This window comes from Arenibacterium sp. CAU 1754, assembly GCF_054482635.1.
In genome coordinates this window covers 814,929-831,120 of sequence record NZ_JBTLRG010000001.1, presented here as the reverse complement: position 1 = coordinate 831,120, position 16,192 = coordinate 814,929, and the positions used below count along the sequence as shown (strand labels likewise).

The window sequence follows — 16,192 nt, the reverse complement described above, 5'->3', positions numbered from 1 at the left end:
CTCAGCCGCTCCGCTGGTCCGGCCGGGCCACGCGCGTCGCGGTCATCCGCGCGACGAGAAAGCCAACAGCCATGGCTGCAAACCGGGGGGCGCCCATACCCGACATCAGAACGAGGGCCGCTACCGCGCCCAGCAGCGCCAAACGCAACAGGGTCATCGCGGCGAAGGTCCGCCAGCTTTGCCCGGTGATGAACCCCCGCACACCGGCCCAGAGCAAGACCCAGTAGAGCGCGCCCAGGCCGACACCCCCGGCAAAAGCGGCAGCCAGGGCGAGTGCCTCAGTCATCGTCATGTCGCTGTCTCCTGTCGGGTTTGTTCCTCAGTCATCATGCCCTTCCCGCTGAACCCAGTACCAGGCGTTCAGACACCCAAGGGCGGCTCCGGCCAGCAGCAAAGACAAGGTCCACGAAATCCCGGACGTGCTGCGCGCATCGATATAGAGACCGATCACCGCCCCCAGGACGGTTGGCACTGCAACGGCCCACCCCACCAGTCCGAACATGCCCAGCCCGTAGAGGGCGTTTCTCTGGGGTTTTTTCTTCAATTCCTTCATCCGTTCCGCCTTGCGCACGATTTGTGCGGCTTCGTCTTCGGCAAGGGGCGTTTCCTCATCCCGGGTCATAACATGTGCTCTTCCAGTTCGTGAAACCGTCTGATCATCTCGGCTTCAAGACGGGCCAGTGCCGAGCGTTCCTGACGCTCCACGTTTGCGATCTGGTGGAATGTTTCGGTGGCCAGTTCCTGAACCGTGCCCGGATCGTCGCCCAGCACCGCGTTATGCGTTGAGACCAGCACATCCTGATCGTGTTTGACCAGTGTCGCGGAGCCGGTGCCGGCATATCTGGTCAGGCCCTCGTTCACCCCATAGACGATAAGGCCGGGAACAAGCTGGGACACGAAATCGATGTGATGCGGATACATCCCGAACGCCCCGTTGGGGGCCTCGGCCCTGATCCAGTTCACCTGCGTGTCCAGAAGGATATCCCGTGGAGTCACGATCCTAAGCCGCATCGCCCGTTGCCTCCGGTTGCGCCTGCCGTGACAGGTCGGCGATGGATCCAATCATGTAAAAGTCGCTTTCCTCGTGATCCGCATAGACATCCGAGAGGATTTTTTCGCACCCGTCCAGAGTTTCCTTCAGGGGAACGAACCGTCCTTCCTTGCCCGTCATGGGGGCGGTCGAAAAGAAAGGTTGAGTCAGGAACCGCTCCAACTGCCGCGCCCGGCGGACGGTTGCGCGATCCGCAACCGACAGTTCTTCGAGCCCGAGCATGGAAATGATGTCCTTGAGTTCATCATACTCGGCCAGCGTGTGTCGGACCTGCCAGGCGATGCGATAGTGGTCATCTTTTACCGATCCCGGGGTCAGTATCTTGGAAAAGGATTTCAGCGGGTCAATGGCCGGATAAATCCCTTCGGACGCTTTCTTGCGCGACAGGACGATGGACGCGGATAGATGCTTAAACGTGTGAGTTGCTGCCGGGTCCGTGAAATCATCGGCGGGCACGTAAACGGCCTGGATCGAGGTCATGGTGCCACGGCTGGTCGAACAGATGCGCTCCTCAAGTTCGGCCAGTTCGGTGCCCAGGGTGGGCTGATACCCGACGCGGCTGGGGATACGTCCCAAGAGGCCCGAGACCTCGGACCCGGCCTGAACAAAGCGAAAGATATTGTCGATCAAAAGCAAGACGTTCTGGCGTTTGTCGTCGCGGAAATATTCGGCGACGGTTAGGGCGGCGTGACCGACACGGAACCGCACACCGGGGCTTTCGTTCATCTGGCCGAACACCATGATCGTGCGGTCCAGAACATTCGCCGCTTCCATCTCGCGATAGATTTCCTCGGCCTCGCGGCAGCGTTCCCCAATCCCGCAGAACAGGCTGACACCGTCGTATTCCGCCACCATGTTGTGAATCATCTCGGTGATCAAAACGGTCTTGCCGACGCCGGCACCGCCAAACAGGCCCGCCTTACCGCCCCGTTCCAGCGGGCAGAGAAGATCGATGGCCTTGATCCCGGTTTCGAACATTTCGCCCTCGACGCGCCGGTCGGATAGGGGAACCGGGGTACCGTGGATCGAACGGCGTTTCATGTCAGGAAGCGGGGGCTTGCCATCTATCGTCTCGCCAAACACGTTCAGCATCCGGCCCAGCAACGCGTCCCCGACGGGCATTGTCAGCGGCTTGCCCGTATCACGCACAGCAGCGCCGCAACACAGCCCCGCTCCCGGGTTCAGCACAAGGCCCCGAGCAATGTGCTCTCCTGTCAGGCTGACCACCTCGATCGTCATTTCCGGATCGGTCAGGGTCACCAGCCGCGTCCCGATTGCCGGCAAATCCGTCGTGAACCGAATATCGGCGATACCGCCCGTCAGCGCGGAAATGTGACCGATGTTCGGATACTCCGTCAACGATGGCCTCTCGATCTGTCCATGTGGTGCCCAGTGTGGTTCACACCCTTAGTGTAACGCTATATTTGCGATGGCGATGTCTCAATGATCAGGATCAAACCCGTTTTCTGCCGCCCTGCAACGCGCGACAGTATGCTCTTTCCACGCATTCATACCGAAATTTGCGCGTGAAAACTGCACGGGGATTGCTGCGGGTTAAAGCGGTCCGGCACCATCGGGATGAGGATTACACTTGCAAGACGATACGAAAACTCCTCGTGACCGCTGTTGCAGGGCTCAGATGATCTACAGACGTCTTTCACACCGCAAACGGAAAGTGCCCCCGGTCCTGACCGGCCTGCCTTGGGTGGACGCGCTGACGCTGCGCCCGATTGCGGCGGTCACGAAGAGAGGACGCGAAATAATGATACGTGACATAATGAGAAAACCTGCGGTGACGGTCTCGGTTCGCGAGAGCATTGTAAGTGCTGCGGTGCGGATGCGTGACCGGAATACAGGGTTTTTGACCGTGATGGATACAGAGGGCATGGTTGGTGTGCTGACCGTCCATGACATCGTGACCCGTTTTGTCGCCGCCGGAACCCTGTCAAAAGATTATCCGGTTGGCGATTTCATGAGCCGCGGCATCATCAAATGCCTGGATATGCAACCTGTCGAAGACGCGGCCGTGATCATGAGCGATCACCAGATCCGAAATCTGCCTGTCTGCAATACCGAGGGCGCACTGGTGGGCACGCTGTGCCTGGATCACATCGCCGAAAACTACTCGGAACACCTTGCAGGCGAAACGCTGGGTGAAATCGTCGAAAGGCGGTGATGGATCGGGCAAAGGTCCCGCGCTGGGGACCTAGACCACCTTCGGCAGGATTTCTGCCCGCAGACTCTCCAGATCGACACCTGCGATTTCCGCCAGACCTTGGGGATCGAGAATCTTGATATCCATGTGGTCGGTGATTTCCAGAATGTTATTGCGCGTCATGCGCCGCATGGTCCGGCACACATGAACCGATGACAACCCGACAAAATCGCCCAGTTGCTGCTGCACGATCGGGATGTGAAATGTCGGTTGGTCCGTGTCACGCCCGCTACCCAGACGAATGCAAAATTCAATGAGCGCATAGGCCACGCGCATCTCGGCCGTGCCCTTGCCCAGCCGCAACATGCGTTCGGCCCGGCGCGCCTCTCTTGCGGCGTCAGACTTGTGCAGGGTCTTGTGCAGGTCCGAATTTCCCTGAACCGAGCGCTCCCATTTTTCTGATGGCATCACAAGGGCTGCCCCTGCGGTCAGTGCCTCGACCGTGATGGCCGATGTTGTCCCATCGGCCGAAGCCGGATCGACGATATCGCCGGGGATCGCGAAATCGATGATCTGCGTCTGTCCGTTTTGAAGCGATTTGGACAGGGCCAGCCAGCCTTCTGTCACATAGAATACGAGACCGCTCTTTTCGCCCTCCAGCAGGATTTGCCGGCCGGATTCGAAATGCTGTAGGCGGTCACCAAACGCACTGCGCAGATCCTGTTTTAAGCGCGCGCCAACGGCTGGAGGAACCGAACGGATACCACCATGGACCGAATTGCCTTTCCAGGAGAGCGTGTTCATGGCTGCAGTATCCTTGAATTTGACGGGGCGTCGATTTGTCTGAAAACAGGTAAATATAACAGGTCAGCAAAAAGGGCCGGTGCGAATGGTACGCTTCCAAAGAAATTGTGCGACGCGCCGGGTGTCAACGTATTGATTAACATCAAATCCAAGATAAGAAAAATTCCATCTCGCCGCACCCCTGTTTGATTAACAATAGAATTGTTTCCCATCAAAGGATTGCGGGCACTTCAGGTCGTTGTTCCTAACAATTTGCGTGGAACGGTTAGGCGGATTGCCGCCACATATTTCCCTCGCGCTTTTACGAAAGTTAATGAGCATTAAGTGGAATGCTGTGAGAATAAAAGCTGGTGACATGAGTTGTGAGTCCAACCTCCCCCACAATAGGAGCAATCAGATGACAAGATCGCAGTCCGCACAGTCCGCAATGACAGAAATGTTCAAACAGACGCAGGAAATTATTGGGTTCAATCCGATGGTTGGCCCCCAGGTTGAGCATTTCTGGGAAGCGCAGGATGATATCCTGAAAGAGACCGAAGCCTTTGCCCAGCACTGGTTTGAAAGACGCCATGACGCGACCCGTACGGCAATGGATATCGCCAAGGGCATTGCCATGTCCGGCGTGGCAGACCCGGCAAAGACCACGAAAGCCCTGGCAGAATGGCAGACCCATTCGATGGAGCGGGTCGCGGAGGATTTCCGTGAATGGTTCGATATGTGGTCGCGTTGTGCGGGGCACCTGACCCGGGCAGAGATGCAGGCCAGCGAAGAAGGGATCGAAAAGGCCACCAAACGCGCCAAGAGCATGACCAAAAGCAAGGGCGCTGTTCCCGTTTAACGCAGCGAAACCCGGTCAGGGGCCGGTGACATTCAGTCGTCCGGCCCCGATCTATCCAAGCTTGCCTGCAAGATACTCCACCGCCTTGTCGGGGGTTTCGATCTGCGGGTAATCGATTTCGGGCACCGACACGCCAAGCCGCTTGTCGATGGCCGCCACGAGGTTGAGAATGTCCATGGAATCAAGCTCAAGATCATCCTGAAGATGATCTGAGCCTCTGACGGTCTCCGGGTCGATATCCGGCGCAATGAACGTCAGTTCCTGAAGAAAGATTTTTCGGATCTCGTCGGGTTTCATAATTCCTCCGGGCTTTGCAGCAGGGTCTCGATGTCCTTGAGGTATCGCGCGCCGCGCCGGCCATCACTCACGCGGTGATCGGCGGCCAGCGTCACCGTCACCGTTTCGCGAATTTCGATCCGGTCCGCGGTCGGGCGCGCACAGGGGCGCGGCGCGCCAAAGGCGATCAGCGCGACCTGGGGTGGAAAGATCACCCCGGTCATGGCATCCACACCGCCATCGCCCAGGCTCGACACCGTCAGGGTGGCCTGCGTCACCTCGGAACTGCGCAACCGGCCGGCCCGCGCCCGCGCCACCAGATCGCGCATCCTGTCCATCAGATCATCAAGCGACAACTGCGCCGTGTCCCGCAGGGCGGGCGCAACCAGGCCACCCCCGCGCAGTGCCACGGCGAGACCCGCGTGCACCTCGGGGGCAGGGTGAAATTCGTCATCCGTGAAATGCCCGCTGAACCCCGAAACCCGCCCGGCGGCCAGCGCCGTGGCCTTGAGGAACAGCGCAGGCATCAGAATGCGCCTGGCCGGTTCGCGCTCGGCGTTTGTGTCGCTCAGCCAATCCGCCGCCCGCTGCAAATCGATGTCATGCGCCAGATAGTAATGCGGGATTTCCCGTTTCGACCGGCTCATCGCGGCGCCGACAGCAGCGCGCATCGCGGTGAGGTCAAACCCACGCGTCGCCGCGCGCGGTGCCTCGCCAGCGGTGGCCTTTTCAACATCGGCCCGCAGGATCGCCCCGCCGGGGCCGCTGCCGCTGAGGGTTTCCAGATCAATCCCTGTTTCTTGCGCAAGATGGCGCGCAGCGGGTGAAGAGGGGGGCGGTGCCCCTTCGGCCCTTGGCGGCGCGGGGGCGGGTTCCGGCGCCCGTGGTGCCGTTGCGGGCGCTGGCGCTGGCGCGACGGGTTCGGGGGGCTGGGCCGTCTTTGCCGCCCCCTCGACGCTGATTTCGGCCATCGGGGCGCCTACGGCGAGCGTTTCTCCGGGCCGGGCGATCAGGGTTTCGACAGTGCCATCTTCGAAAATCTCAACCTCGATGGCGCCTTTCTGGGTTTCTACGACCGCAACCACGTCGCCGCGTGACACCCGGTCGCCCGGCGCAACCAGCCATTCGGTCAACTGCCCCGCTTCCATGTCTGAGCCGAGCGAGGGCATGGTGAAGGTTCCCATCCGTCTACCCCTTGCCCAGCGTCGCCCGCGCTGCGGCCACGATGGCGGGCGGCTGCGGAATTGCGGCGTCTTCCAGATGTTTGGGGTAGGGGATCGGCACCTCGGCGGAACAGACCCGGCCAACCGGCGCGTCAAGAGTCCAGAACACGGCCTCGCCGATCCGGGCGGCCACCTCGGCGGCCAGAGATCCTGTGCACCAGCCTTCGTCAATCACGACCGCGCGGTGGGTGCGGGCGACTGATGCGGTCAGGGTTTCGGTATCCAGTGGCCGCAGGCTGCGCAGGTCGATGACCTCGGCCTCGATCCCGTCCTTCGCCAGCATGTCGGCGGCTTGCAGCGTCTTGTTCAGCGATCCGCCATAGGTGATCAGCGTCACGTCGCGCCCGGCCCGCCGGATCACGGCGCGGTCGATGTCCACGGCTCCGGTGTTTTTGTCGAGCACGCCAGTCTGGTTATAGAGCAGAGCGTTTTCAAAGATCAGAACCGGATCGGGGTCGGCAAGCGCCGTGGCCAGCATGCCGCGCGCGTCCTCAAGCGTGGCGGGGGCAACAACCCGCAAACCGGGGATATGCGCGTACCATCCCTCAAGGGAATGCGAATGCTGCGCGGCCAGCTGTTTGCCCGCGCCGGTTGCCATGCGGATGACCAGTGGCACGCCGAACTGCCCGCCGGACATGTGCCGCAGCGTGGCGGCGGTATTCATGATCTGATCCAGCGCAAGCAGGCTGAAATTGACGGTCATCAACTCGACAATGGGGCGCATCCCGGCCATGGCCGCCCCGATACCGAACCCGGTAAATCCGGACTCCGACAGCGGCGTATCGCGGATGCGGTCGGGGCCGAATTCGTCCAGCAACCCTTTGGACACCGCATAGCAGCCGCCATAGGCGCCCACATCCTCGCCGGTCAGAAAAACACGCTCATCGCCGATCAGCGACTCGCGCAGGGCCTCGCGCACCGCGTCGCGATAGGTGGTTTCATAGGTTTCGCCCGATGGGGCGATCGGGGGGGGCGGCGCCGGGCGGTCTTCGGCCATCACGTGACGGGTCAAGTCCTCAATCGGCTCCACCGGCGCGGCCTCGGCAAAGGCGACCGCGTCGGCGATCTCGGCGTCGATCCCGGCCTCAAGTTCGGAAATGTCGCTCTCATGCAAAAGCCCGTTTTCAAGGACCCAGCCCTGAAATTTGACGATCGGACCGCGCCTGCGCCACTCCTCGACCTCGGCCTTGTCGCGGTAAAGCTGTGCGTCGAACATCGAATGCGCGCGGAACCGATAGGTCCGGCATTCCAGGAAATAAGGGGTGGAGGTTTCGCGGACCTGCGTCAGGGCGCGTCGTGCCGCCGCTTCCACGGCCACCACGTCCATCCCGTCCACGACCTCGGACGCAACGCCATAGCATGCTGCCTTGGCATGCACGTCGGTTTCCGCTTCCGAGCGGGCCAGCGCCGTTCCCATCGCATAGCCGTTGTTTTCGCAGACGAACAGCACCGGCACCTGCCAGAGTGCGGCAAGGTTCATGGTTTCATGAAACTCGCCCTCGGCCACGGCGCCTTCGCCAAAGAAACAGACGGTCACCGCGTTCTTCGCAAGCATCTTGTCGCCCAGGGCCAGCCCCCCGGCCATGGGCAATCCGCCCCCGACAATCGCATTGCCGCCGTGAAAGTTCGTCGCCGCATCAAACAGGTGCATCGACCCGCCGCGCCCGCCGGAACACCCGGCTGCCTTGCCCAGCATTTCAGCCATGACCGATGTCATCGACACCCCGCGCACCAGCGCATGGCCATGTTCGCGATAGGTGGCGACGATCCGGTCTTCTTCCGTCAAAAGCGGGATCACTCCCGTGGCGATCGCCTCTTCCCCGTCATAGAGGTGCAAAAACCCGCGAATTTTTTCCTGCGTGTAGAGCTCGGCGCATTTGTCTTCGAATTTGCGAATGCGGATCATATGCGTCAGCAGGTCCCGCACATGCGCGCGCGAAAGATGAACTTTGTCGGGTCCGGTCATGATTCATCACTCTCCAATGTCGAGATATCCCCTTCGGGCAGGCCCAGTTCACGCGCCTTGAGCAGGCGGCGCATGATCTTGCCCGACCGCGTCTTTGGCAGGGTTTCACGGAACACGATTTCCCGGGGTGCAACGGCGGGTCCCAGACGTTTGCGGGCAAATCCGCGCAACGTGCGTTCAAGCTCGGGTGACGCGGTCTGACCAGGGTTGAGAACCACATAGGCCTTGACCACTTCGCCCGCCGTTTCATCGGGAATGCCGATGACCCCGACCTCGGCCACGGCCTCATGCTCGATCAGCGCACTTTCCACCTCGAATGGGCCGATGAGATGCCCGGAGGATTTGATCAGGTCATCGGCCCGGCCCACGAACCAGAAATATCCATCCTCATCGCGCATCGCCAGATCACCGGACAGATACCATCCGTCGCGGAACACCTTGGCGTATCGCGCCTCTTCGTTCAGATAGGCGCGCATCATCGAGGGCCAGCCCGGGCGCAGGGCCAGTTCGCCAATCTCTCCGGTCTTGCACAGCCGCAGGGTGGCGCCGCCGGTATCCACGATGCCCGCCTCGATCCCCGGCAGCGGCTTGCCCATTGATCCGGGTTTGACGTCCATAGCAGCGGTATTGGCGATCATGATGCTGCCGGTTTCGGACTGCCACCAATTGTCATGAAAGGGCCGGCCAAACACGGTCTGACCCCAGACAACGGCCTCGGGGTTCAGCGGTTCGCCCACGCTGGCAAGGAACTTCAGGTTCTGAAAATCATATCCTGCGGCCGCGTCTTTCCCCGCCCGCATCATCATGCGGATCGCGGTGGGGGCGGTGTACCAGACCTCTACCTTTTCGCGTTCCAGTGTCGCGTACCAGCGTTCCAGATCGTATTCCGCCTCGTCCACGATGATCGAGGTGGCGTTCACCAGTGGCGCGATGATGCCATAGGACGTGCCGGTGACCCAGCCAGGATCGGCGGTGCACCAGTAAACGGTTTCGGGCCGCATCTCGAGCGCATAGCGCCCGCTGGCCGCATGGGCGACCACGGCCTGGTGTACATGCACGACGCCCTTGGGCCGGCCCGTCGTCCCCGATGTGAAATGGATCAGCGCCATATCCTCGGGCCGGGTCGGGATGATGTCGAACCGGTCCGGCGCGGCGGCCATCGCGGGGCCAAGCGCCACGCACTCCTCGGGCGCATCATCCCCGACAATCAGGATCAGTTTGAGCGATGGAATTTCACTGCGCCAACTGGCGATCTTGCGACGGTAAATCGTTTCGGTGGTGATCAGCGCGCTTGCAGCGCCGATCTCCATCCGCATGCGGACGGGTTCGGGCCCGAAGGCCGAAAACAGCGGGGTGAATACCGCGCCCGCGCGCAATGTGCCGAGGGCGGCGAAATATACATCCGGCGTGCGCCCCATCATCGAAAAGACTCGGTCACCCTTGCCGATCCCGTGCTGCGCAAGAACGCCGGCAAACCGCGATGCCCCCTCAAGCAGTTGGGCATAGGTGAAATCGCGCGTCTCGCCATCCTGTCCAAGCCAGCGCATGGCACGCTGATCGGCGCGTCCACCTTCGACATGCCGGTCCAGCGCCTCGTAACAGATGTTGAGACCGCCACCGGGCAGGCCGTCGACAAAGGTCTGCGCCGTCTCCCAGCTGAAGCTCGCCCGCGCCAGATCAGGATCGGGCAGGGTGGCCCGCGCCTTGTCCTCGGGCGATTTTCTGATCGTGTCCCAGGTCAACGGGTGTCTCCTTGCATATGGTCCCGGCCACCGCCGGGGCGCGGCGTCATTGCGTCAGGTCGAACTCTCCGGCTGTTGTGGCGATTGTCCGGGGGCGCTCAGATGGGTCAGGTACCAGTCCCCGGCAAGCTCAATGACCTGATCAAGCGCACCGGGCTCTTCGAACAGGTGCGTGGCACCGGGAACGATTTCGATCCGGTGTTCACAGGTCAGATGCTGTGCGGCGGCCCGGTTGAGGTCAATCACCTGCGTATCGGCCCCCCCGACGATCAACAGGACCGGGGCGCGGACCTTGGGCAGGGCTCCGGCGGCCATGTCGGGCCGTCCGCCGCGCGACACAACGGCGCCAACGTCGAAAGGCGCGTGGGCGGCGGCAACCAGCGCGGCCGCCGCGCCGGTGCTGGATCCGAACAGGCCAAGCGGCAGATCGGGAATATCCGGATTCGAACGCGCCCAATCCATCGCATCGATCATCCGGTGGCTGAGCAGGGCAACGTCAAAGACATTGGCGCGGTCCGCCGCCTCGGCCTCGCTCAGAAGATCAAAGAGAAGCGTGGCAATGCCGCGCCGGCCCAGAACGTCGGCCACGTGGTTGTTACGCGTGCTCAGGTGGCTGCTGCCGGCGCCATGGGCGAATATGACGAGCGCACACGCCCCGGCAGGCACCCGCAGAACCCCTTCAAGCCCCTGTGCGCCGACCGATACAACCTGTGTTCCAAGGGGGTTTCCCGACATGTTCCACGACCGTTTGTTGCATGTGCCCGTGTCGCCCGGCCGATGCCGCGCTGGTGCAAGTGTGGTCTCTCGGGCGGCAAGATGCTTTGACTTCGATCAATCGGTCGGGGGGCGTGGCATTCCATCGTTGAATCATGCGGTCCAAGCCTATGGGATCGTTTCCCCTTTCTGCAGTTTCGCGATCATCTCGACAATCGGCTGAATGCTGGACTTGTCCATATAGTCAAAGCCGTGCTGCTCATCCCTGGCCGATTTGCGATCCGGGTTCATCATCCCCCAGACCAAAAGCATCAGCCAGTCGAACCAGCCGAGGTCATCGTGGTTCGACCTGCCACGCAAGCCGACATGATGCACATGGGCGACAACATCCTCTGGCAGGCATTTCGCCAGCCAGCTGTCCAGCTTTGGTCCGGGTCCGGCGCCCGATACACTGAACAGGATCGTGGGCCGGCTTGTGATGGCGGCCGCATTCCGGTGCACCCATTTACGGAACAGCAGTTTGAAATAAAGAATGGGGCTGCCCAGCACGAGAAAGTCATAGTCCGACGGATCGGCGCCGGGGTTCGTCACGTCGAACACCGGCAAACCTGTTGCCTCGCCAATCCACTGCGCATAATTCGCCGTGCTGCTGTATTTGCTTTGGTAAAAGATCGCACCGTTCATGTCGGGCCCTCTTTCGTTTGCGGCCGTGCCCGGCCGTCAGGATCCGCAAGCCCGTGCCAAATGCCGTCCGGGTGAACTGCGTTATCTTGACCCTACCAAAGCCCGGGGGCCGGCGGACTGATCTGCGTCAAACCCAAATTCGCACCAATGTGATCTAATGATTTTGATTTGATCACGAAATGGGAGGCACCACGATGGACCAGGCCATGAAAGACCAGATCATAGCCATCATCGACGGCACGGATGACATGACAATCGCCACCGTGCGCGAAGACGGATTTCCGCAAGCGACCACGGTCAGCTACATGAACGACGGTTTGACGATCTATTTCGGAACCTCGACCGACAGCCAGAAGGCCCGCAACATTGCGTTGAACGACAAGGTGTCCCTGACGATCAACCGTCCCTACGAAACCTGGGACGACATCGTCGGGCTGTCGCTTGGCGGGCGCGCGACCAAGGTGAAGGACCCAAAGGAAATCGACGCAGTCGGTGCACTGATGTTCCGGAAATTTCCGCAAATACCGGACTATGCCCTCACCGACGGCAGTGTGGAGCTTGCCATTTTCCGGATCGATCCGATCGTGATCTCGCTGCTCGATTACAGGAAGGGCTTTGGTCATTGCGACCTGATGACGATCTGACATGGCCGCCCCGGCAAATCCGCCAAAGCGCAGAACCTGGGGGCTGTTGCAGATCACCGGCTGGGCATTCCTTGTCTATCTGGCTTATGCGCAGCTGATCCCGGCCTTTGACTATCAACTGGGTGTCGACATGGGCACGCAGGAATCTGTCGAACAGGTGACGAAAATCGGGGTCGCCTATTGGTGGGCCTTTGCGTTTGGTGATCTTGTCACCTATGCGCCCTTGTTGCTGGCCGGACTTGTCGGCCATTTTCTGCGACGCAATTGGGGCCGGGTTCTTCTTGCCGCCGCGTTGGGGATTACGGTCTACTGGCCCGTCGTCTCGCTGGCCGCGGCCACGGCCGCCGAGGGCGCCGAGGGGTGGGCGCTCGATACGACGGCGTTTTGGGTCGTGCTGCCTCTGATCACCCTTTGGGGGGCCTGGGGGCTTTGGGTCCTGTTGCATGAGATGCAGGATGATGGAGCGTAGGAGGGGGACGTTGAAAGAGGGCGCGATGATACTGCAGTTAACCCTGATCCTGCTTTTTGCGGCCAGCGCCGCGCGTACAGATGAAACGCGGATTAGCGCCGCCTGCGAATTGGGCCTCGTACGAGAGGAATGCTACCTGATCGTCGATGGGCGGCTGGACAAGGACGTGCCCGCACGGTTCCAAGCACTTCTGGCTGAAGCCAAAGGGCATAGCGTTCTGCTCAACAGCACCGGCGGTGACCTTGCGGCCGGGCTGGAACTGGGGCGGATGATCCGCGCCGAGGGGTTTAGCACGCGGGTCGGTCGCGCCGATTTTTCCCGCGTCACTGAATTCAGCCCGTGGGTCGAGGTTCTGGACGACGCGGCCTGTGCCAGCGCCTGTGCCTATGCCTTTGTCGGTGGCGTGGGGCGTCATGTGCCACAGGCTGCGCGGCTGGGGTTTCACCGGGTTGCCTTGCCGGGCGGGCGCGATCTGCCGGGGCAGGGCGGGCTGGCAAGCGGGCAACAGATTTCGGCGCTCCTGATCGAATATCTTGCCGAGATGGGGATAAACCCCGGTATCTTCGTCGCTGCGGGCAATACGCCCGTTGCGCAGATGTATTATCCGACCCGGCTGGAATTGGAACGCTTTAACCTTGTCACGCCGGAGGGCTTTGGGCCTTTCAGGCTGGAACCCTATGGCGCCGGTGTCATCGCGATCAGCGACCGGAAAGAGGCGCCGCGCCGTCGCGACGACGTCATCAAGGTGACCGCATATTGCCAGGCGGGCCGCCCCAGAATCATACTGACCACGCACGAGAGCCTTTTGCCGCAAAGCGAAATTGCCAAGGGCACGAGAAGCGTGAGCCTGGGGACCAGCCGCGCCCCTCCCGAAAAGGTGACCCTGCGCGCCGACGCGGCGCATAATTACATCGAATTCGTCCTGAGGCCGGATCATCTGTCCCTGCTTCGGGACGCCGTGACATTGGGGGCCAGCTATGGCGAGAGTTCATTCGACTGGGGAGTGTTCCAGGTTAACGCACTGATCAGGCTGGACGCCACCGACCGCAAGATGCTGGACGCTGCGTTCCGGCTGTGTATTTGAGGAGGGCCAGATGCTTTTCCGCGTTCCTGTCATCCTTCTGATCCTGCTGCTGGCAGGTGGCGCGGCGCGGGCACAGACGCTGAGCATCCAGAACGAATGTTACGCGAATGCCGAGGAGTCCTGTTATCTGATCCTGGATGGTCCGATCGACGCGGCCGCGCCCGAGCGGGTGCAGGCGTTTTGGGACAGCGAAGGTCTGTTCGGATATCAGGTTCTGCTGAACAGCACCGGCGGCAATCTTGAGGCCGGGCTGAAACTGGGCCGCATGATCCGCAACAAGCAGTTGCATACGGTCGTCGGGCGCGCGCAATTCAAGGTCTATGACGGGTATCTCCGGTTCGACAACGTGCTGGAGGACGGACACTGTCTGAGTGCCTGTGCCTATGCCTTTGTCGGCGGCGTGGTGCGGCATGTGCCACGCACCGCACGTCTGGGGTTTCACCGGGTGGCCCTGCCGGGCGGGCGCGATCTGCCGGGGCAGGGCGGTCTGGCCAGTGGACAGATGATTTCGGCACTGCTGATCGAATACCTGGTCGAGATGGGGATTGATCCGCGCATTTTCGTCGCCGCCAGCAACACGCCCAGCGACGCCATGCATTTCCCGAGTGTCGACGACCTTGCCCAATTCGATCTGGTCACCCCGCAGGGGTTTGGACCGTTCGACCTGATACCCCATGGCAACGGGATCATGGCCGTCAGCCATCGGCTGGATGCAACGCGGGCCTATGACCATATCAACAGGCTCAACGCCTACTGCCGCAACGGGCAGCCGCACTTCTGGCTGACTGCGGATCAGAACTGGTTGCAGGCGACAAGTTCGCCCACCGGGGAGATTACCGTAATTCTCGGCACCCGCACGCTCAAGGCGCAATCGGTGAAGATCCACGCGGACGCTTCGTTCAGCTATATCGAGGTGGCGTTGGACAGGGTGTCCGTATCTGGACTGGAGACAGCCGGATCACTTGAGGTTGGATACCTCGTAAGCCGGGCCGAGGGTGGGTATTATCGGGCGAAAATGGTGTTGTCCGCCATCGCCCGTGACAAGCTGGCGGCAGCGTTCCGATTCTGCATATGAGGGGAGAGAGACATGGTGCGACTTAGCCTGGCGTTTGCGTTGGCTGCGGGATGGGCCACTGCGGATGAGGCGCCCTATTATCGTGTATCGGCTGAGGATTTGGCCTGTATTCTGGCACATCTTGAGACCTATCGCGCAATGGGCGATCCGGCCTTTGTCGTCACCGGAAATTGTCCGCCCCAGAGCGGTGACAGCCTGTTGAGCACGCTGACGAACGAGGTGCCGACCGTAACCTTGCAAGAGGGCGACGCGCTGGACGGGTTTGTGGCGCTGACAAGCGGGCAGATGGAGTGCCTGTCGGGACTGACCCTGCCCGAGGGGGCCACGGTTGTTCGCTATTATCCCGACGCCTGCCGGATCGAGGCCGAACAATGAAGGCCCAGGTCGAATTCGCCCTCAAGATCATAGCAACGGCCATCGCGGTTTTCGGGGTCTGGAAATACTTTGACGACCGCGCCAGCAGCGCGCAGGCCGCACGCCAGGCGCAATCGCTTGGGTATATCGAACGGTTCGGCGCGGATGATCTTCTCGCGGCGCGAACCCGCCTGCTGCAATACTGGAAGGACTATCCGGATTTTGCGGCTTTTGTCGCAGACAATGCGATGTCGCCGCGCGCCTATGCAAATTTCATCAACGCCACCTATCCGAACCGTCCGGATCGGACCGACGTGGATCAGGCGCTGTTCCGGGTGCAGGTGTTCTTTGACGAAGTTGCCTATTGCCGGTCCTCCGGGGTGTGCGACGCGCTCATTCTGGACGCGTTCTTTTGCAGCTACGTGACACGGTACGGGGTTGTTTACGGCCCGTTTTTTGCCCGTTTGTCCTCAGATATCGGCGCGGCCCCGATCGACCGGAACCTGCAAGCGCTGGCCACGATTTGTACCGTGCCCGAAGAGGGGGCGTGACGGGTCAGCGTTGGCGCTCGGCAAGGGCGCGCAGGGCGGCCAGCATTTCCTGTGCTTCGGCGATGGATTTGCTGAACCGCTCGGCGCGGTCCTTATCCTCCTCGGCGCGTTTGCCCAGTGTTTCGCGCGTCTTGGGCAGGATCGCGGCCGTCTCGGGCAGGGCCTTTCGCAGATTCCGGACAAAGGTGCGATCGGCGATCTTTTCCAGCTTGGCCGCGTCCGCGCGCCCTGCGGCGTCAAAGCGCTGGGCAAACGCCTTGCCCGCCAGATCAAGCCGCACACCGGTTTCGTCCAAAAGCCCCGACGCGCTTTCCCCGGTTTTTTCGACCCGATCGGTTGCCGCCAGTCCGATGTCGCCCGGCACGATCACCCGCTTGCCCGAGGAAAAACCCTCGGGTTTGGCAAGATCCGGATTGGCGCGCAAAAGCGCCGCCTCGGCGTGACGGAGTTTTTCAGTCGCGTCCGGCCCGTCGATCACAAAGAGCCGCTGGGCCAGCGTCCGCAGGCTGCGTTCGCGTCCAAGTTTCGCAAGTTTGTTTGCCATGTCTTTTTCCCTCCTGTT

Annotated in this window: 20 protein-coding genes; 8 read left to right on the top strand and 12 right to left on the bottom strand. The window is 61.4% G+C overall.

The features are described from left to right. Position 1: 1 nt before the first annotated feature. Genes ACXYMO_RS04040 through atpD form a run of 4 tightly spaced genes read right to left on the bottom strand, consistent with a single transcriptional unit; the run spans position 2 to position 2,410 of the window. The gene (locus tag ACXYMO_RS04040) at positions 2–292 is read right to left on the bottom strand and encodes an N-ATPase subunit AtpR (RefSeq protein ID WP_458877371.1); all 291 of its coding nucleotides are present in this window, start codon (positions 290–292) and stop codon (positions 2–4) included. A 27-nt stretch (positions 293–319) separates the two neighbouring features. Next, the gene (locus ACXYMO_RS04035; RefSeq protein ID WP_458877370.1) at positions 320–622 is read right to left on the bottom strand and encodes an AtpZ/AtpI family protein; all 303 of its coding nucleotides are present in this window, start codon (positions 620–622) and stop codon (positions 320–322) included. Further along, a complete protein-coding gene (locus tag ACXYMO_RS04030) occupies positions 619–1,011 on the bottom strand; it encodes a hypothetical protein (RefSeq protein WP_458877369.1) in 393 nt (130 codons plus the stop codon). The genes ACXYMO_RS04035 and ACXYMO_RS04030 overlap by 4 nt, the downstream gene beginning before the upstream one ends. After that, positions 1,001–2,410, bottom strand: coding sequence for a F0F1 ATP synthase subunit beta (atpD, locus tag ACXYMO_RS04025; protein WP_458877368.1), 1,410 nt, complete (start codon positions 2,408–2,410; stop codon positions 1,001–1,003). Before atpD ends, ACXYMO_RS04030 begins: the two co-directional genes overlap by 11 nt. Before the next feature lie 280 nt (positions 2,411–2,690). On the opposite strand from atpD, the gene ACXYMO_RS04020 reads away from it, so the two are divergent. Beyond that, the gene (locus ACXYMO_RS04020; protein ID WP_458877367.1) at positions 2,691–3,227 is read left to right on the top strand and encodes a CBS domain-containing protein; all 537 of its coding nucleotides are present in this window, start codon (positions 2,691–2,693) and stop codon (positions 3,225–3,227) included. 30 nt (positions 3,228–3,257) lie between these two features. Here the strand turns inward: ACXYMO_RS04020 and ACXYMO_RS04015 are convergent, their stop codons facing one another. Continuing rightward, the gene (locus ACXYMO_RS04015; protein WP_458877366.1) at positions 3,258–4,010 is read right to left on the bottom strand and encodes a Crp/Fnr family transcriptional regulator; all 753 of its coding nucleotides are present in this window, start codon (positions 4,008–4,010) and stop codon (positions 3,258–3,260) included. Positions 4,011–4,407: 397 nt separating this feature from the next. On the opposite strand from ACXYMO_RS04015, the gene ACXYMO_RS04010 reads away from it, so the two are divergent. Further along, on the top strand, positions 4,408–4,848 hold the full coding sequence (locus ACXYMO_RS04010) for a hypothetical protein (RefSeq protein WP_458877364.1): 441 nt from the start codon (positions 4,408–4,410) through the stop codon (positions 4,846–4,848). Between the two features lie 51 nt (positions 4,849–4,899). Here the strand turns inward: ACXYMO_RS04010 and ACXYMO_RS04005 are convergent, their stop codons facing one another. From ACXYMO_RS04005 to ACXYMO_RS03980, 6 genes are all read right to left on the bottom strand, one after another. Further along, positions 4,900–5,145: an acyl carrier protein gene (locus ACXYMO_RS04005; protein WP_458877363.1), complete on the bottom strand. Its 246-nt coding sequence runs from the start codon at positions 5,143–5,145 to the stop codon at positions 4,900–4,902. Continuing rightward, the gene (locus ACXYMO_RS04000) at positions 5,142–6,308 is read right to left on the bottom strand and encodes a dihydrolipoamide acetyltransferase family protein (RefSeq protein ID WP_458877362.1); all 1,167 of its coding nucleotides are present in this window, start codon (positions 6,306–6,308) and stop codon (positions 5,142–5,144) included. Before ACXYMO_RS04000 ends, ACXYMO_RS04005 begins: the two co-directional genes overlap by 4 nt. Before the next feature lie 4 nt (positions 6,309–6,312). After that, on the bottom strand, positions 6,313–8,313 hold the full coding sequence (pdhA, locus tag ACXYMO_RS03995) for a pyruvate dehydrogenase (acetyl-transferring) E1 component subunit alpha (RefSeq protein WP_458877361.1): 2,001 nt from the start codon (positions 8,311–8,313) through the stop codon (positions 6,313–6,315). Next, entirely contained in the window at positions 8,310–10,055 is a 1,746-nt protein-coding gene (acsA, locus tag ACXYMO_RS03990; RefSeq protein WP_458877360.1) for an acetate--CoA ligase, read from the bottom strand. The genes pdhA and acsA overlap by 4 nt, the downstream gene beginning before the upstream one ends. Before the next feature lie 54 nt (positions 10,056–10,109). After that, a complete protein-coding gene (locus ACXYMO_RS03985; protein WP_458877359.1) occupies positions 10,110–10,790 on the bottom strand; it encodes a dienelactone hydrolase family protein in 681 nt (226 codons plus the stop codon). A gap of 147 nt (positions 10,791–10,937) precedes the next feature. After that, a complete protein-coding gene (locus ACXYMO_RS03980) occupies positions 10,938–11,453 on the bottom strand; it encodes a flavodoxin domain-containing protein (protein ID WP_458877358.1) in 516 nt (171 codons plus the stop codon). Positions 11,454–11,647: 194 nt separating this feature from the next. On the opposite strand from ACXYMO_RS03980, the gene ACXYMO_RS03975 reads away from it, so the two are divergent. From ACXYMO_RS03975 to ACXYMO_RS03950, 6 genes are read left to right on the top strand one after another with little or no spacing between them, the layout of a single operon-like run. Next, positions 11,648–12,097 (top strand): pyridoxamine 5'-phosphate oxidase family protein, encoded by a 450-nt coding sequence (locus tag ACXYMO_RS03975; protein WP_458877357.1) that lies wholly within the window; start codon positions 11,648–11,650, stop codon positions 12,095–12,097. A gap of 1 nt (position 12,098) precedes the next feature. Next, positions 12,099–12,566, top strand: coding sequence for a hypothetical protein (locus tag ACXYMO_RS03970; RefSeq protein WP_458877356.1), 468 nt, complete (start codon positions 12,099–12,101; stop codon positions 12,564–12,566). Positions 12,567–12,591: 25 nt separating this feature from the next. Continuing rightward, the gene (locus ACXYMO_RS03965; RefSeq protein ID WP_458877355.1) at positions 12,592–13,650 is read left to right on the top strand and encodes a COG3904 family protein; all 1,059 of its coding nucleotides are present in this window, start codon (positions 12,592–12,594) and stop codon (positions 13,648–13,650) included. 10 nt (positions 13,651–13,660) lie between these two features. After that, the gene (locus ACXYMO_RS03960; protein WP_458877354.1) at positions 13,661–14,725 is read left to right on the top strand and encodes a COG3904 family protein; all 1,065 of its coding nucleotides are present in this window, start codon (positions 13,661–13,663) and stop codon (positions 14,723–14,725) included. Positions 14,726–14,737: 12 nt separating this feature from the next. Beyond that, positions 14,738–15,100 (top strand): hypothetical protein, encoded by a 363-nt coding sequence (locus ACXYMO_RS03955; RefSeq protein ID WP_458877353.1) that lies wholly within the window; start codon positions 14,738–14,740, stop codon positions 15,098–15,100. Beyond that, positions 15,097–15,630 (top strand): hypothetical protein, encoded by a 534-nt coding sequence (locus ACXYMO_RS03950; RefSeq protein ID WP_458877352.1) that lies wholly within the window; start codon positions 15,097–15,099, stop codon positions 15,628–15,630. Before ACXYMO_RS03955 ends, ACXYMO_RS03950 begins: the two co-directional genes overlap by 4 nt. A 4-nt stretch (positions 15,631–15,634) precedes the next feature. Here ACXYMO_RS03950 and ACXYMO_RS03945 read toward each other — a convergent pair whose 3' ends face one another. Then, positions 15,635–16,174, bottom strand: a complete 540-nt coding sequence (locus ACXYMO_RS03945; RefSeq protein WP_458877351.1) for a hypothetical protein — start codon at positions 16,172–16,174, stop codon at positions 15,635–15,637. Between the last annotated feature and the right edge of the window lie 18 nt (positions 16,175–16,192).

Coding starts and splice junctions, on each gene's coding strand:
- ACXYMO_RS04040 (WP_458877371.1), bottom strand. CDS start 292: ATGACGATGACTGAGGCACTCGCCCTGGCTGCCGCTTTTGCCGGGGGT.
- ACXYMO_RS04035 (WP_458877370.1), bottom strand. CDS start 622: ATGACCCGGGATGAGGAAACGCCCCTTGCCGAAGACGAAGCCGCACAA.
- ACXYMO_RS04030 (WP_458877369.1), bottom strand. CDS start 1,011: ATGCGGCTTAGGATCGTGACTCCACGGGATATCCTTCTGGACACGCAG.
- ACXYMO_RS04020 (WP_458877367.1), top strand. CDS start 2,691: ATGATCTACAGACGTCTTTCACACCGCAAACGGAAAGTGCCCCCGGTC.
- ACXYMO_RS04015 (WP_458877366.1), bottom strand. CDS start 4,010: ATGAACACGCTCTCCTGGAAAGGCAATTCGGTCCATGGTGGTATCCGT.
- ACXYMO_RS04010 (WP_458877364.1), top strand. CDS start 4,408: ATGACAAGATCGCAGTCCGCACAGTCCGCAATGACAGAAATGTTCAAA.
- ACXYMO_RS04005 (WP_458877363.1), bottom strand. CDS start 5,145: ATGAAACCCGACGAGATCCGAAAAATCTTTCTTCAGGAACTGACGTTC.
- ACXYMO_RS04000 (WP_458877362.1), bottom strand. CDS start 6,308: ATGGGAACCTTCACCATGCCCTCGCTCGGCTCAGACATGGAAGCGGGG.
- pdhA (WP_458877361.1), bottom strand. CDS start 8,313: ATGACCGGACCCGACAAAGTTCATCTTTCGCGCGCGCATGTGCGGGAC.
- ACXYMO_RS03985 (WP_458877359.1), bottom strand. CDS start 10,790: ATGTCGGGAAACCCCCTTGGAACACAGGTTGTATCGGTCGGCGCACAG.
- ACXYMO_RS03980 (WP_458877358.1), bottom strand. CDS start 11,453: ATGAACGGTGCGATCTTTTACCAAAGCAAATACAGCAGCACGGCGAAT.
- ACXYMO_RS03975 (WP_458877357.1), top strand. CDS start 11,648: ATGGACCAGGCCATGAAAGACCAGATCATAGCCATCATCGACGGCACG.
- ACXYMO_RS03970 (WP_458877356.1), top strand. CDS start 12,099: ATGGCCGCCCCGGCAAATCCGCCAAAGCGCAGAACCTGGGGGCTGTTG.
- ACXYMO_RS03965 (WP_458877355.1), top strand. CDS start 12,592: ATGATACTGCAGTTAACCCTGATCCTGCTTTTTGCGGCCAGCGCCGCG.
- ACXYMO_RS03960 (WP_458877354.1), top strand. CDS start 13,661: ATGCTTTTCCGCGTTCCTGTCATCCTTCTGATCCTGCTGCTGGCAGGT.
- ACXYMO_RS03955 (WP_458877353.1), top strand. CDS start 14,738: ATGGTGCGACTTAGCCTGGCGTTTGCGTTGGCTGCGGGATGGGCCACT.
- ACXYMO_RS03950 (WP_458877352.1), top strand. CDS start 15,097: ATGAAGGCCCAGGTCGAATTCGCCCTCAAGATCATAGCAACGGCCATC.
- ACXYMO_RS03945 (WP_458877351.1), bottom strand. CDS start 16,174: ATGGCAAACAAACTTGCGAAACTTGGACGCGAACGCAGCCTGCGGACG.